Raw genomic sequence first — 12705 nt, 5'->3', positions numbered from 1 at the left:
GGTGACGTTTATGCAACGAGGAATAGTCTGGGTCGTTGATGACGATAGTTCCATCCGTTGGGTGCTTGAACGTGCGCTCGCAGGGGCAGGGCTAAGCTGTACCACATTTGAAAGTGGTAAAGAGGTGCTGGACGCGCTGGCCAGCAAAACGCCTGACGTACTGTTGTCGGATATTCGCATGCCGGGCATGGACGGTCTGACGCTGTTAAAACAGATTAAACAGCGGCATCCGATGCTTCCGGTCATCATAATGACCGCGCACTCCGATCTGGATGCTGCCGTCAGCGCCTATCAGCAAGGGGCGTTTGATTATCTGCCCAAACCTTTTGATATTGATGAAGCCGTGGCGCTGGTCGAACGTGCCATCAGCCATTATCAGGAACAGCAGCAGCCGCGCAATGTTCAGATCAACGGCCCAACAACCGACATCATCGGCGAAGCGCCGGCAATGCAGGACGTCTTTCGCATTATTGGCCGCCTGTCCCGATCGTCAATCAGCGTATTGATTAACGGGGAGTCCGGGACCGGTAAAGAGCTGGTCGCCCATGCGCTGCACCGTCATAGCCCGCGCGTCAAAGCGCCGTTTATCGCCCTGAACATGGCGGCAATCCCAAAAGATTTGATCGAATCTGAGCTGTTTGGTCACGAGAAAGGCGCGTTTACCGGGGCGAATACCATTCGTCAGGGGCGCTTTGAACAGGCTGACGGCGGTACGCTGTTCCTCGATGAAATTGGCGATATGCCGCTGGACGTGCAAACGCGTTTATTGCGCGTATTAGCCGATGGACAGTTTTACCGCGTTGGCGGCTATGCGCCCGTGAAGGTGGACGTACGTATTATCGCCGCCACGCACCAGAATCTGGAACTACGCGTACAGGAAGGCAAATTCCGCGAGGACTTATTCCATCGTCTGAACGTCATCCGCGTGCATTTGCCGCCACTGCGTGAACGTCGGGAAGATATCCCACGTCTGGCGCGCCATTTCCTGCAGGAGGCCGCGCACGAACTGGGGGTTGAAGCCAAACAATTACACCCGGAGACCGAGGCGGCGCTGACCCGTTTGGCCTGGCCGGGTAACGTGCGTCAGCTTGAGAACACCTGCCGCTGGTTAACCGTCATGGCGGCCGGGCAGGAAGTACTGATTCAGGACTTACCAGCCGAGCTGTTTGAAACCACCGTGCCTGACGCACCGTCCCATATGCAGCCAGACAGCTGGGCAACCCTGTTGGCACAGTGGGCAGACCGGGCCTTGCGTTCCGGTCATCAAAACCTGCTTTCTGAGGCTCAACCGGAAATGGAGCGCACGCTGTTGACCACCGCGCTACGTCATACCCAGGGGCACAAACAGGAAGCCGCACGCCTGCTTGGCTGGGGCCGTAATACCTTGACGCGTAAGTTAAAAGAACTCGGAATGGAGTGACGATTCGTCACTGTGTAAAGATTGATAATTGAGCGCAAATTGCTGCTATTTTGCGCTTTACTGTTCCGATGAGTTAAGTATGATCGTGCCCGGCAAACGGGGGAAGTCATCATGCTGGAATCAATGATTAATCTACTGTCGAGCGGTGCGGTCGAAAGCCATACGCCACAAACTGCGGTTGCCGCAGTGCTGTGTGCGGCGCTGGTTGGGCTGTTCAGCTGAAGGCGCGCCGGATGGCGCTAACGCTTATCCGGCCTACAGATTATTGCGACGTGTAGGCCCGGTAAGCGTAGCGCCACCGGGCAACCCGGTTAAATGACGCGGGAGAACTGCTGCATGCGTGCTTTCTGCCGCAGATAGGCATCAAAGCACATGCAAATATTACGGATCAACAGGCGCCCCTTCGGCGTAACCTGAATCCCCTTCTCATCCACATCCACCAGCCCATCTTTCGCCAGCGGTGCCAGCAGTTTCAGGTCTTCGGCAAAATAGTCAGCGAAGTTCAGAGCCCATTGCTGTTCCACAGCGGCATAGTCGAGGCGGAAGTTACAGATCAGGAGCTTAATAACATCACGACGAATGCAGTCATCGCGGGTCAGGGCAATTCCGCGCCACAGTGCGTCCCCCTGCTCGTCTACCTGCTGATAATAGCGCTTCAGCTCTTTCTGGTTCTGCGCATAGTTGTCACCAATCATACTAATGGCTGACACGCCCATTCCCAGCAGATCGGTATCACCCTGGGTGGTATAACCCTGGAAATTACGATGCAGCACACCCTTGCGTTGAGCAATCGCCAGCTCATCATCCGGCCGAGCAAAGTGATCCATACCAATGAACTGATAACCGGTTTCGGTCAGTGAAGAAATGGTTTCCTGCAGGATATCCAGCTTCTGCTGCGCGCTGGGCAGGTCGGCGTCTTTAATCTTGCGCTGAGCGGCAAACAGCGTCGGCAGGTGCGCGTAGTTGAAGACGCTCAGTCGGTCTGGATTCAGCTCAGCAACGCGTTTCAGGGTGAAGGCGAAACTTTCCGGCGTCTGTTTTGGCAAACCATAAATCAGATCGATATTCGTTGAGGTAAAGCCAATCTCACGCGCATGATTCAGCAGCGCAAAGATAAACTCCTCATCCTGCTCACGGTTCACCAGGCGCTGAACTTCTTTATTGAAGTCCTGCACCCCCATGCTCAGGCGGTTAAAACCTTCAGCGCGTAAATGATCGAGCACATCCAGCTCAATTTCACGCGGATCCACTTCGATCGAGATTTCGGCGTCGTCGTTAAAGTTAAAGTTGCCACGCAGCAGCGACATCAAACGGCTGATTTGCGCTTTATTCAGATACGTTGGCGTGCCGCCGCCCCAGTGCAGCTGACTGACATGACGTCCGGCAAACAGCGGTGCGCGATGAATAATTTCTTGTTCTAAGACATCGAGGTATTGATCGGCTTTATGCTGCTGGCGAGTCACGACCTTGTTACAGCCACAGAAATAACACAGCTTGTGGCAGAACGGGATGTGAACGTACAGCGAGAGAGGACGCTCAGGATAACGCGCCACGGCCTTTAGAAATGCTTCAGTGCCGTAGTCTTCAGAAAACTCCAGCGCGGTCGGGTACGAGGTATATCGTGGCCCGGAATAGTTATATTTCTGGATCAGGGCCAGGTCCCAGTCTATTAACTGCTCTGACATGCTCACTCCTTCCGATGGCGTCTCTGGCGGGTACGGCGTACCGACTTAACCCCAGTACGGGTGATAAGTCGGTTGCGCAGCCACTTCTGTCGCCGCGACAACCGCTGTAGTTTAACGAATAACCACACCAGATAACATATAACCGGAAGGGTTATAAGCAGGACGGGAAGACCCACGGTGTAAAACCGTTAGTTGCCGCCTTTCAGCAGGCGCATCATGTCTTCCTGCTTTTCTTCTTCTTCCTCTTCTTCCTCGTCATCGTAAGAAAGACCCAGCTTTTGCATCAGCTCATCAATGCGGTCCAGCTTGGCATCAACCCAGGACTGATCTTCCGCGCTCAGGGTCTCTCCTGCTTCAAGACGCTCCAGCAGCGCATCCAGGCGCTCATCCGTTTCCAGTAAATCCAACTCAGCCTGTGGTGAAAGCATAGGTTTCTCACTCTTCGGTTTGTGCTGTTTGGTGACTTTTTCGGTCACGCCCAATGGAATGGGGGTTTTGCTGCCAATACGAGGATCTTTTTGCTTATTTTGGTTTCCGCCACCAGATGCGCCTTCGCTACCGGACGCACGGCTACCTGCCGCATGACCACGGTGTTTTTTCTGGCGCTTACGGTCGCGAGCTTCCTGGTTAATTTCTTCGCGTGTTTTACGACGCGCTTTTGCAGGACCTTTACCGCGTGGTGTAGAAGTTGGTTTCATCATGATTCGTCTTTGGCTGTTTTATTCAGTATATAATTGCGCCGGAATCTAGCAGAAATAAAGAAAAAAGGCGACAGAGTAATCTGTCGCCTTTTTTCCTGACTCTCAACCCTTACGGGCTCTACAATCCCTGTTGGCTATCAACACACCCTGTTTTTCCCTTAGCCTCTAACATTCCGTGTTGTTTCCATTTCCTTTTACTAACGTCTCCGGACGTTTGTCTTCCTGACAATCCTGTGTCTTCGCCTCCTGGCGCTCCTGACCCTCATCCTGAGTCGTCTATCCTGTCAGCTTCCTCGCTATGGACGCTACTTTACCGTTTTGGTTTAAACGTACAAGTAACCTGGGTAACAATTTCTGATTTTAAGAATAGCGCCCAAATGTAACTCTATGATTTATTTTATTTCTGTCATTTTTTACTCTGTCATCTCGTATAGAAACTGTCGGCAATGTCTCACAAAGCGCGTGGTTTTTACTCACACAGCCCACTCGTCGAAAAACCAGCCTTTTGCTGGGGTTCAGGTATAATCGCTGCAAAGCCCTGATTGATGGAGAGGACTGCTTTGACTAACTTGAATTATCAACAGACGCACTTTGTGATGAGTGCGCCTGATATTCGCCACTTACCTTCCGACACGGGTATAGAAGTGGCTTTTGCTGGCCGTTCCAACGCAGGCAAATCCAGTGCGCTAAATACCCTGACGAATCAAAAGGGTCTGGCGCGTACATCTAAAACGCCAGGTCGTACTCAGCTCATCAACCTGTTTGAAGTCGTTGACGGCAAACGCCTGGTCGATTTGCCAGGATACGGTTATGCCGAAGTTCCAGAAGAGATGAAGCGTAAATGGCAGCGCGCGCTGGCTGAATATCTGGAAAAACGTCAGAGCCTGCAAGGTCTGGTGGTACTGATGGATATTCGTCACCCGTTAAAAGATCTCGATCAACAGATGATCCTGTGGGCGGTTGAGAGCAACGTTCAGGTTCTGGTACTGCTGACTAAAGCAGATAAGCTGGCCAGCGGTGCACGCAAAGCGCAGTTGAATATGGTACGCGAAGCCGTACTGGCATTTAACGGTGATGTGCAGGTAGAAGCATTTTCATCGCTGAAAAAGCTGGGTGTGGACAAACTGCGGCAAAAACTGGATAGCTGGTTTAGTGAACTGGCACCGGTTGAAGAGATGCAGGACGGGGAATAACCCACCGTATTGCCGGATGGCGCCGCTGCGCGTCTTATCCGGCCTACAGCATGTACAAAACTTTTCTTTCGCACAATAAAAAACGCCCCAGTCATTACTGACTGGGGCGGCTAAAATATTCAGCCAAATCCGATTACGTGAAGTAAAAGGTCTGAAAGATAGAACATCTTACCTCTGTACCCTACGAGAATAACTTTACTCTTTTTTGAGCAGCTCAGAAAGCACTTTTTGTAATTTTTTTTCATTCCTTACATAGGGAATTCTAATGGACATCACAAAAAGTTCTCTCTTATGTTGCTTAGTTACGAAAAAGAGCCGTTATTCAGTAAACCCTTAGTGCGCCTGATCCCAGTTTTCGCCACTACCGACTTCCACCAGCAACGGCACGTCAATCTGGGTCTCGTTTTCCATCAGTTGGTGGATCTTTTTAGAGACGCTTTCGAGGTCATCTTTATGCACTTCAAACACCAGTTCATCGTGTACCTGCATGATCATACGCACACGCGGTTGCTCGGTTTGCAGCCATCTGTCCACCGCAATCATCGCTCGTTTGATAATGTCTGCGGCAGTACCCTGCATCGGGGCGTTAATTGCCGCGCGTTCTGCACCTGCACGACGAGCACCATTACTGGATTTAATATCCGGTAAATAGAGACGGCGACCTTCCAGCGTTTCTACATAACCCTGCTCTTTCGCCTGCGCGCGGGTGCGTTCCATATATTCCAACACGCCAGGGTAGCGTTCGAAGTAGAGATCCATGTACTTCTGTGCTTCTTTACGCGGAATATTCAACTGGCGCGCCAGACCAAAAGCGCTCATCCCGTAGATCAAACCGAAGTTGATGGCTTTCGCGCTGCGGCGCTGCTCGCTGGTCACAGAATCAAGCGGTAAACCAAAGACTTCTGCCGCCGTTGCGCGGTGAATATCTTTCCCTTCGGCAAACGCGGTAAGCAGACCTTTATCACGTGAAAGGTGCGCCATGATACGCAGTTCAATCTGTGAGTAGTCCGCAGAGACAATCACGTAGTCTTCTGGCGCAATGAACGCCTGACGAATACGACGACCTTCGTCATTACGTACCGGGATGTTTTGCAGGTTCGGATCCGTTGAAGACAAGCGACCCGTTGCGGTAACTGCCTGATGATAGGAAGTGTGCACGCGCCCGGTCTTCTTGTTAATCATCAACGGAAGCTTATCCGTATAGGTCGACTTCAGTTTTGCTAACCCACGATATTCCAGGATAACTTTCGGCAACGGATAATCCAGCGCGAGCTCTTCCAGCACTTCTTCTGACGTTGATGGCGCGCCGCCAGGGGTTTTCTTCAGCGGCTTAATACCCTGCTTTTCAAACAGGATGGTTTGCAGTTGCTTGGTGGAAGACAGGTTAAACGCTTCTCCGGCGATCTCGTGCGCTTTTTGCTCCAGCTCGTTCAAACGCAGCGTCAGTTCTTCTGAATGCTTGTGCAGAACAGCCGGATCGATTTTCACACCGTTGCGCTCAACACGAGACAAAACTGGCACCAGCGGCATATCGATATTTTCAAAGACGTTCAGTGGCCCTTTATGCTGCTGTAATTCTGGCCACATTTTCAGATGCAGCTGTAGCGTAACGTCGGCGTCTTCCGCAGCGTAACGCCCGGCTTCTTCCAATGCTATCTGGTTAAAGGTCAGCTGGTTTTTGCCTTTTCCAGCGATCTCTTCAAAGGTGATGGTTTTATGTTTAAGCCAGCGGTCCGACAGGCTGTCCATATCGTGTCGGCCAGCGACGCTGTTAAGAATGTAGGATTCAAGCATGGTGTCAAAGGTGATGCCGCGCAGCTCGATGCCATAGTTCGCCAGGATACCACGATCGTACTTCAGGTTCTGCCCGACTTTGTGCGCGTTCTCATCTTCCAGCAGCGGCTTCAGCAGCTGCAGCGCGCGATCGCGAGCTATTTGATCGGGGGCATCCAGGTAATCGTGGGCAACAGGAACATATGCCGCCACACCCGGTTCAATGGCAAAAGACAGGCCAACCAGATTCGCGGAAATATTGTCCAGGCTGTCAGTTTCAGTATCGAAGGCAAAGACAGATGCTTTTTTCAGCTTCGCGATCCACTCTTCCAGCGTCGCTTCGTCCAGAATCGTCACATAGTTATCATACGAAAGAACCGTAGCCGGCTCCTCAGGCGTTTCATCGACGACAATAGTTTCTTGCGGTTTTGCAGCCGGCTTCGTCCCTTTCGCCTGTAGCCATTTACCCGCTTCAACGTCAGTAACCCAACGTTTGAATTCATACTGTTTAAACAGGCCAAGCAGTTCTTCTGCTGCCGGTTGACGGACTTCCAGCTGCTCGCAGGTCAACTCCAGCTCAACATCCGTTTTGATAGTAGCCAATTGATAAGAGAGGTACGCCACCTCTTTATTCTGCTCGAGTTTGCCCGCCATGGTTTTCGCACCACGGAAAGTCAGCCCCGCAATTTTGTCTGATTCAGCATAGAGAGTATCCAGCCCACCCAGCCCCTGCAGCAGAGCCTGCGCAGTTTTTTCACCTACGCCTGGAACGCCAGGAATGTTATCTGAGGAATCCCCCATCAGCGCCAGGAAATCGATGATCAGTTCCGGCGGGACACCGTATTTATTCACCACTTCATCCGGGCCGAGGATCGTATTGGTCATGGTGTTGATAAGAGTGATATTCGGCGTCACCAACTGAGCCATATCTTTATCACCAGTGCTAATCAGCACCGGACGACCCACCTTCTCCGCTTCCCGCGCCAGCGTACCGATGACATCATCCGCCTCCACGCCAGAAACCGCCAGCAATGGCAGCCCCATCGCTTTTACCATCGCATGCAGAGGTTCAATCTGCGCACGCAGATCGTCCGGCATGGGTGGGCGGTGCGACTTATAGTGTTCGAATAACTCATCACGGAAGGTTTTACCCTTGGCGTCGAATACCACCGCCGCGTGGGTCGGCTGATATTGCAAAATCAAGCTACGCAGCATGTTGAGGACACCGTACATCGCGCCCGTAGGTTCTCCTGCGCTGTTAGTCAGCGGTGGGAACGCGTGGTATGCGCGATACAGGTAAGATGAGCCATCTACAAGGATAAGTGGGTTTTCTGGGATCTGAACCATAATGTCCGTGCCTGTTTATCAGATTATGGGTAAAGGATGCCACAGACAGGATGAAAACATGAGTTTTTCGCCGCATTTGTCGAAAAACTTTTGTAGATCTTCTGCTTTGCTCGCAAAGACAGCTGTGGATAACTTTGTGAATAAATAATTTACAGCTCTTTAAATATAACAAGGCAATTATTGACTCATAATATTTTTATATGTATTTCAATGAATTAAATAAATACACAGCATTTTATCCCATTTTTACAGCTTATATCCTGATGTGGATAGATATTCCTCTTTTTTCTATTGAGGGAAGATCCATCATTTGGTTCGTTTTCTGATAAAATCAGCCCCTTGCGCCTCTTTCGCGCACTGTCTATGGCTAACCTTTTGAATAATTTAATTATGACGAGAATACTCGCTGCGATAACGCTGTTGCTGAGTATCGTATTGACCATATTGGTCACGATTTTTTGTTCTGTGCCGATCATCCTTGCCGGGGTTGTGAAACTCCTTTTGCCTATTCCTGTCGTCTGGCGAAAGGTTTCTGTCTTCTGTAATTTCATGATGTACTGCTGGTGTGAAGGTCTGGCGCTACTGCTGCACCTTAATCCACGGCTAAAGTGGGATGTTGAAGGACTGGAAGGTCTTAGCAAGAAAAACTGGTATCTGCTCATTTGTAATCATTACAGCTGGGCCGATATCGTTGTGCTTTGCGTTCTGTTCCGTAAGCACATCCCGATGAATAAATATTTCCTCAAGCAGCAGTTGGCCTGGGTACCCTTTATTGGCCTGGCCTGCTGGGCGCTGGATATGCCGTTTATGAAACGCTATTCACGTGGCTATCTGCTTCGCCATCCGGAACGCCGTGGTAAAGATGTCGAAACAACGCGTCGTTCCTGCGAGAAATTTCGCGTACACCCGACAACCATTGTGAATTTTGTCGAAGGTTCGCGCTTTACCAAAGATAAACGTGAGCAAACCCGCTCGCCCTATCAAAACCTGCTCCCTCCTAAGGCGGCCGGTATTGCAATGGCATTGAATGTACTGGGTTCACAGTTCGATAAAATGTTGAACGTCACGTTGTGCTATCCGGAAAACAGCAGTCGACCGTTCTACGACATGCTGAGCGGTAAGTTAACGCGGATTGTCGTGCGGGTGAATCTGGAGCCAATTCATGAAGAGTTGCACGGTGATTACGTGAACGATAAGGGATTCAAGCGTCGGTTTCAGCTCTGGCTAAATACGCTATGGAGTGAGAAAGACGCGCAGCTCGACGCGATTAAAGCCTCAAATAAAAAAGCCGGTCAGTGACCGGCTTTTGCTTTTATTTCTGACCAACCAGGTACTTCACGGTATCCGCATACTGTTGTACGAAGATATCCATGCTGCTGGTATCCATGCCCTGCGGGTTGACCTGATATTTGCCATTCACGAACATCGCCGGAACGCCCTGCAGCTGTAAATCAGCCGCCGCTTTTTCCTGCTGTGCCACAAGTGATTTCACCACGAAGCTGTTCCATGCCGCATCATAATCTTCGCCTTTAATACCTGCGTCGACAAACACTTTACGGATATCAGCAACAGACTGAACGGTCTGGGTTTTCTGAACGCCTTCAAACAGCGGAACGGTGACCTGATCTTCAACACCCAGCGCCATTGCAACCGCCCATGCCTGCGTCAGATCTTTACCCAAAGGCCCGAGAAACTCGACGTGGTATTTGGTCATCTTGGTGCCTTCCGGCAGCTTTTTCTTCACATTATCAGATACGTGAAGCACTTCTTCAAACTGGTAGCAGTGCGGGCAGTAGAAGGAGAAGAACTCCAACACTTGCGGTTCACCCGCAACTGGCTTTTCCAGAGTGATGTATTGTTTGCCATCCTGGAACTGCGCTGCAGATGCGCTAAAAGCTAAGACCATACCAGCCAGCGCCAGCCATATTTTTTTCATGTTCAAGTTTCTCCGATTAATACATTGGCGTTAATTGTAAGGGGGGCTCTTGCAGAATTTTTGCCTGCTCAATAAAGGTCGCGGTCTGACGATGCCAGTAATCTTCCCCGGTTAACCACGGGAAGTTTTTTGGAAATGCAGGGTCAGCCCAACGTCGAATTAGCCAGGCAAGATAATAAACTAAACGCATAGCGCGTAAAGGTTCTATCAGTCCGATTTCAGAGATGTCGAACTCACTAAACTCTTCATAAGCCTCGATAATGGTTTCAAGCTGCATACGTTGTTCAGCTTTATCGCCATTGAGGAGCATCCATAAATCCTGAATAGCTGGACCGTTGCGGGCATCATCTAAATCGACAAACATCGGGCCATCGCGCCACAGAATATTACCGGCATGACAATCACCGTGCAGGCGTAACGTGGTTAAACGCGTATGCCAGCGTTCAGTAACGATCGCGATAAGCGCATCCGTTGCCTTCAGGAAGGCCGCTTTTTGCCCTGATGGGATTAGCTGTGCGTGTTCAAAAACTTTACGCGGCTCAGTCAGGTATTCTTCAAGGCCGATCGTTGGGCGGAAGGCAAAAGTACGCTTGCATCCGGTCTGGTGCATACGCCCGAGATAGCGCCCCACCGCCTCCATCTGATCGATGTTGTCGGCTTCAAACTGACGTCCACCGACGCTGGGAAAGATCGCATAATGGAAACCCTGATGGCTTAATAGCGTTTGACCGCTGAATTCCAGCGGAGCAGCTACCGGGACTTCATCGTTTACCAGTTCCAGAGCAAACTGGTGCTCTTCCTGGATCTGATCGACAGACCAACGTTCAGGGCGATAAAACTTAACGACAAAGCGTCGACGGTCTTCGTCCTGGAATTGATAGACACGGTTTTCATAACTGTTAAGCGGGGTAAGCCCGGAGTCCACCCGGATCCCCTGCTCAAACAGTGCATCCATGATGGTATCCGGGTGTAGCGTCTGGAAATTAAAAGCGTTGTCGTTCATCCCATCATCCGGAAAATACTACGAATGATTCAGGATATCATTTCGCAGCGCTTTCGGTGGCGGCGATTACAAGCTTTTACTCTTTAATTACGCCACGTGCGCGGAGTAGTGCAGTTTTAAAATCTTCTTCATAATCTTTCTGAATACCTGGAATGACCGCATCTTTCGCCGAGTCACGCATTTTCAGGTGATAGATCAGAATGTCATCAGTTAAATCCGCCAGTTCACCGTCAAAACCTGACTCTTGCGCCAGTTTCTGTAAAAATTGCATCAGGTTAAGATCGGGTTCCTTCTGCCAGGCAGGCTGGAGGAGTTCAATAACTTCATTCAGACGTTTACATTTCATGGTTGTGCTCCTTAGGCTCAATACAGATACGTTAGCAGGGTCAATCCCACATTAAAAGAGGCGATATCAGTGATTCTGGATAGTGCAATAACAGGGGTTGTGCTGGCTGGCGGTAAGGCCAGACGGATGGGCGGAACCGATAAAGGTCTGCTAGAGCTGGACGGTAAACCTCTTTGGCGACATGTGGCCGACATTCTCGCTTTGCAGGTCGAAACCGTGGTGGTTAATGCCAATCGCCACAGGGATATATACCAGCAAAGCGGCCTGAAAGTTATTCCCGATTCATTGGCCGATTTCCCTGGCCCACTGGCCGGGATGCTATCGGTATTCCTGCAGCAAACGGGGGAATGGTTTTTGTTCTGCCCGTGCGATATGCCCTATATTCCTCACGATCTGGTCGCTCGTTTAAAAGAGCAGCGCAAAGCAGCACCGGTTGTCTGGGTGCATGATGGTGAAAGAGATCACCCAACCATTGCGCTGATGCACCGCTCTATGCAGCCTTTACTGCAGGATTATCTTCAGTCCGGTGAACGACGCGTTATGGTCTTTATGCGTCTGGCTGGCGGTCATGCTGTCGATTTCAGCGATCATAAAGATGCGTTCGTAAACGTGAACACCCCCGAAGAGCTCGCAAAATGGCAGGAAAAATCATGATCCCATTACTCGCCATTGCGGCATGGAGCGGCACGGGAAAAACCACGCTGCTCAAAAAGTTGATCCCGGAACTACGTGCCAGAGGTATACGTCCCGGTTTGATTAAGCATACTCATCACAAGATGGATGTCGACAAGCCCGGTAAAGATAGCTATGAGTTACGCAAAGCCGGTGCAGCACAAACGCTGGTCGCCAGCCAGCAACGTTGGGCATTAATGGTAGAAACACCGGAAGAGCCCGAACTGGATTTAGCGTATCTGGTAAGCCGGATGGACGCTTCGACGTTGGATATGGTGTTGGTCGAGGGATTTAAGCATGAACCTGTCGATAAGATCCTACTTTTCCGCGAAGGCTGCGGGCATAGTCCTGAGGAATTGGTGATGGACGACTATGTTATAGCGGTTGCCAGTGACGTTCCGCTGGCGGCGGATGTTCCATTGTTAGATATCAACAACATACAGCAAGTAGCTGATTTTGTTACGCAATGGGCCAGAAGATAACTGCGATGTCGTGATGTGCCTGATGCGCTGCGCTTATCAGGCCTGCACAATACGTTCAGCCCGGCGGTTTTACCCCGCACACACGCAAAAAAGCCCATCCGTCAGGATGGGCTTCTTCACTTTATTTGATGCCTGGCAGTTCCCTAC

13 protein-coding genes and 1 pseudogene are annotated in these 12705 nt (G+C 50.7%); 6 read left to right on the top strand and 8 right to left on the bottom strand.

All coding sequences use genetic code 11. The annotated features are described in order from the left end of the window. Positions 1 to 10 precede the first annotated feature (10 nt). Both glnG and OGV89_RS03295 read left to right on the top strand, forming a co-directional pair. Positions 11 to 1420, top strand: coding sequence for a nitrogen regulation protein NR(I) (gene glnG, locus OGV89_RS03300; protein WP_003028633.1), 1410 nt, complete (start codon positions 11 to 13; stop codon positions 1418 to 1420). 111 nt (positions 1421 to 1531) lie between these two features. After that, positions 1532 to 1642, top strand: coding sequence for a YshB family small membrane protein (locus OGV89_RS03295; protein WP_003028631.1), 111 nt, complete (start codon positions 1532 to 1534; stop codon positions 1640 to 1642). An 89-nt stretch (positions 1643 to 1731) separates the two neighbouring features. Here OGV89_RS03295 and hemN read toward each other — a convergent pair whose 3' ends face one another. The 3 genes and pseudogenes from hemN to OGV89_RS03280 all read right to left on the bottom strand — a co-directional run bounded on the left by hemN (position 1732) and on the right by OGV89_RS03280 (position 4157). Continuing rightward, the gene (gene hemN, locus OGV89_RS03290; protein ID WP_003847923.1) at positions 1732 to 3105 is read right to left on the bottom strand and encodes an oxygen-independent coproporphyrinogen III oxidase; all 1374 of its coding nucleotides are present in this window, start codon (positions 3103 to 3105) and stop codon (positions 1732 to 1734) included. A 188-nt stretch (positions 3106 to 3293) separates the two neighbouring features. Then, entirely contained in the window at positions 3294 to 3803 is a 510-nt protein-coding gene (gene yihI / locus OGV89_RS03285; protein WP_003028627.1) for a Der GTPase-activating protein YihI, read from the bottom strand. Between the two features lie 168 nt (positions 3804 to 3971). Then, positions 3972 to 4157 (bottom strand): annotated as a pseudogene (locus OGV89_RS03280) (hypothetical protein). 209 nt (positions 4158 to 4366) lie between these two features. On the opposite strand from OGV89_RS03280, the gene yihA reads away from it, so the two are divergent. Beyond that, complete coding sequence (gene yihA, locus OGV89_RS03275) at positions 4367 to 4999, top strand: ribosome biogenesis GTP-binding protein YihA/YsxC (RefSeq protein WP_003847926.1); 633 nt, start codon at positions 4367 to 4369, stop codon at positions 4997 to 4999. Positions 5000 to 5118: 119 nt separating this feature from the next. Here the strand turns inward: yihA and spfP are convergent, their stop codons facing one another. Both spfP and polA read right to left on the bottom strand, forming a co-directional pair. Beyond that, the gene (gene spfP / locus OGV89_RS22975) at positions 5119 to 5166 is read right to left on the bottom strand and encodes a small protein SpfP (protein WP_071892919.1); all 48 of its coding nucleotides are present in this window, start codon (positions 5164 to 5166) and stop codon (positions 5119 to 5121) included. A 166-nt stretch (positions 5167 to 5332) separates the two neighbouring features. Then, complete coding sequence (gene polA / locus OGV89_RS03270; RefSeq protein ID WP_003847928.1) at positions 5333 to 8119, bottom strand: DNA polymerase I; 2787 nt, start codon at positions 8117 to 8119, stop codon at positions 5333 to 5335. A gap of 363 nt (positions 8120 to 8482) precedes the next feature. Here polA and yihG point away from each other — a divergent pair, with 363 nt between their 5' ends. Beyond that, positions 8483 to 9418 (top strand): 1-acylglycerol-3-phosphate O-acyltransferase, YihG family, encoded by a 936-nt coding sequence (gene yihG, locus OGV89_RS03265; protein ID WP_003028622.1) that lies wholly within the window; start codon positions 8483 to 8485, stop codon positions 9416 to 9418. Between the two features lie 13 nt (positions 9419 to 9431). Here yihG and dsbA read toward each other — a convergent pair whose 3' ends face one another. The 3 genes from dsbA to OGV89_RS03250 form a co-directional block, all read right to left on the bottom strand. Then, positions 9432 to 10055, bottom strand: a complete 624-nt coding sequence (gene dsbA / locus OGV89_RS03260; RefSeq protein WP_003028621.1) for a thiol:disulfide interchange protein DsbA — start codon at positions 10053 to 10055, stop codon at positions 9432 to 9434. Between the two features lie 16 nt (positions 10056 to 10071). Then, a complete protein-coding gene (locus OGV89_RS03255; RefSeq protein ID WP_003847930.1) occupies positions 10072 to 11058 on the bottom strand; it encodes a serine/threonine protein kinase in 987 nt (328 codons plus the stop codon). Positions 11059 to 11134: 76 nt separating this feature from the next. Further along, positions 11135 to 11404 carry a YihD family protein gene (locus OGV89_RS03250; RefSeq protein WP_003028616.1) on the bottom strand — a complete coding sequence of 90 codons (270 nt, stop codon included), beginning with the start codon at positions 11402 to 11404 and terminating at the stop codon, positions 11135 to 11137. Between the two features lie 69 nt (positions 11405 to 11473). Here OGV89_RS03250 and mobA point away from each other — a divergent pair, with 69 nt between their 5' ends. Both mobA and mobB read left to right on the top strand, forming a co-directional pair. Then, positions 11474 to 12058, top strand: coding sequence for a molybdenum cofactor guanylyltransferase MobA (gene mobA, locus OGV89_RS03245; RefSeq protein WP_003028614.1), 585 nt, complete (start codon positions 11474 to 11476; stop codon positions 12056 to 12058). Next, entirely contained in the window at positions 12055 to 12558 is a 504-nt protein-coding gene (mobB, locus tag OGV89_RS03240) for a molybdopterin-guanine dinucleotide biosynthesis protein MobB (protein ID WP_286558142.1), read from the top strand. The genes mobA and mobB overlap by 4 nt, the downstream gene beginning before the upstream one ends. Positions 12559 to 12705 lie beyond the last annotated feature (147 nt).

Source organism: Citrobacter sp. Cf125 (genome assembly GCF_030333935.1).
In the GTDB taxonomy this organism is placed as follows: Bacteria; Pseudomonadota; Gammaproteobacteria; order Enterobacterales; family Enterobacteriaceae; genus Citrobacter; species Citrobacter freundii.
This window is presented reverse-complemented; position numbering and strand designations above follow the sequence as displayed.

Excerpts from the sequence above, each read along its gene's own strand:
- OGV89_RS03255 (WP_003847930.1), bottom strand. The coding sequence starts at position 11,058 with ATGAACGACAACGCTTTTAATTTCCAGACGCTACACCCGGATACCATC.
- OGV89_RS03295 (WP_003028631.1), top strand. The coding sequence starts at position 1,532 with ATGCTGGAATCAATGATTAATCTACTGTCGAGCGGTGCGGTCGAAAGC.
- mobB (WP_286558142.1), top strand. The coding sequence starts at position 12,055 with ATGATCCCATTACTCGCCATTGCGGCATGGAGCGGCACGGGAAAAACC.
- yihI (WP_003028627.1), bottom strand. The coding sequence starts at position 3,803 with ATGAAACCAACTTCTACACCACGCGGTAAAGGTCCTGCAAAAGCGCGT.
- glnG (WP_003028633.1), top strand. The coding sequence starts at position 11 with ATGCAACGAGGAATAGTCTGGGTCGTTGATGACGATAGTTCCATCCGT.
- polA (WP_003847928.1), bottom strand. The coding sequence starts at position 8,119 with ATGGTTCAGATCCCAGAAAACCCACTTATCCTTGTAGATGGCTCATCT.
- hemN (WP_003847923.1), bottom strand. The coding sequence starts at position 3,105 with ATGTCAGAGCAGTTAATAGACTGGGACCTGGCCCTGATCCAGAAATAT.
- yihG (WP_003028622.1), top strand. The coding sequence starts at position 8,483 with ATGGCTAACCTTTTGAATAATTTAATTATGACGAGAATACTCGCTGCG.
- dsbA (WP_003028621.1), bottom strand. The coding sequence starts at position 10,055 with ATGAAAAAAATATGGCTGGCGCTGGCTGGTATGGTCTTAGCTTTTAGC.
- OGV89_RS03250 (WP_003028616.1), bottom strand. The coding sequence starts at position 11,404 with ATGAAATGTAAACGTCTGAATGAAGTTATTGAACTCCTCCAGCCTGCC.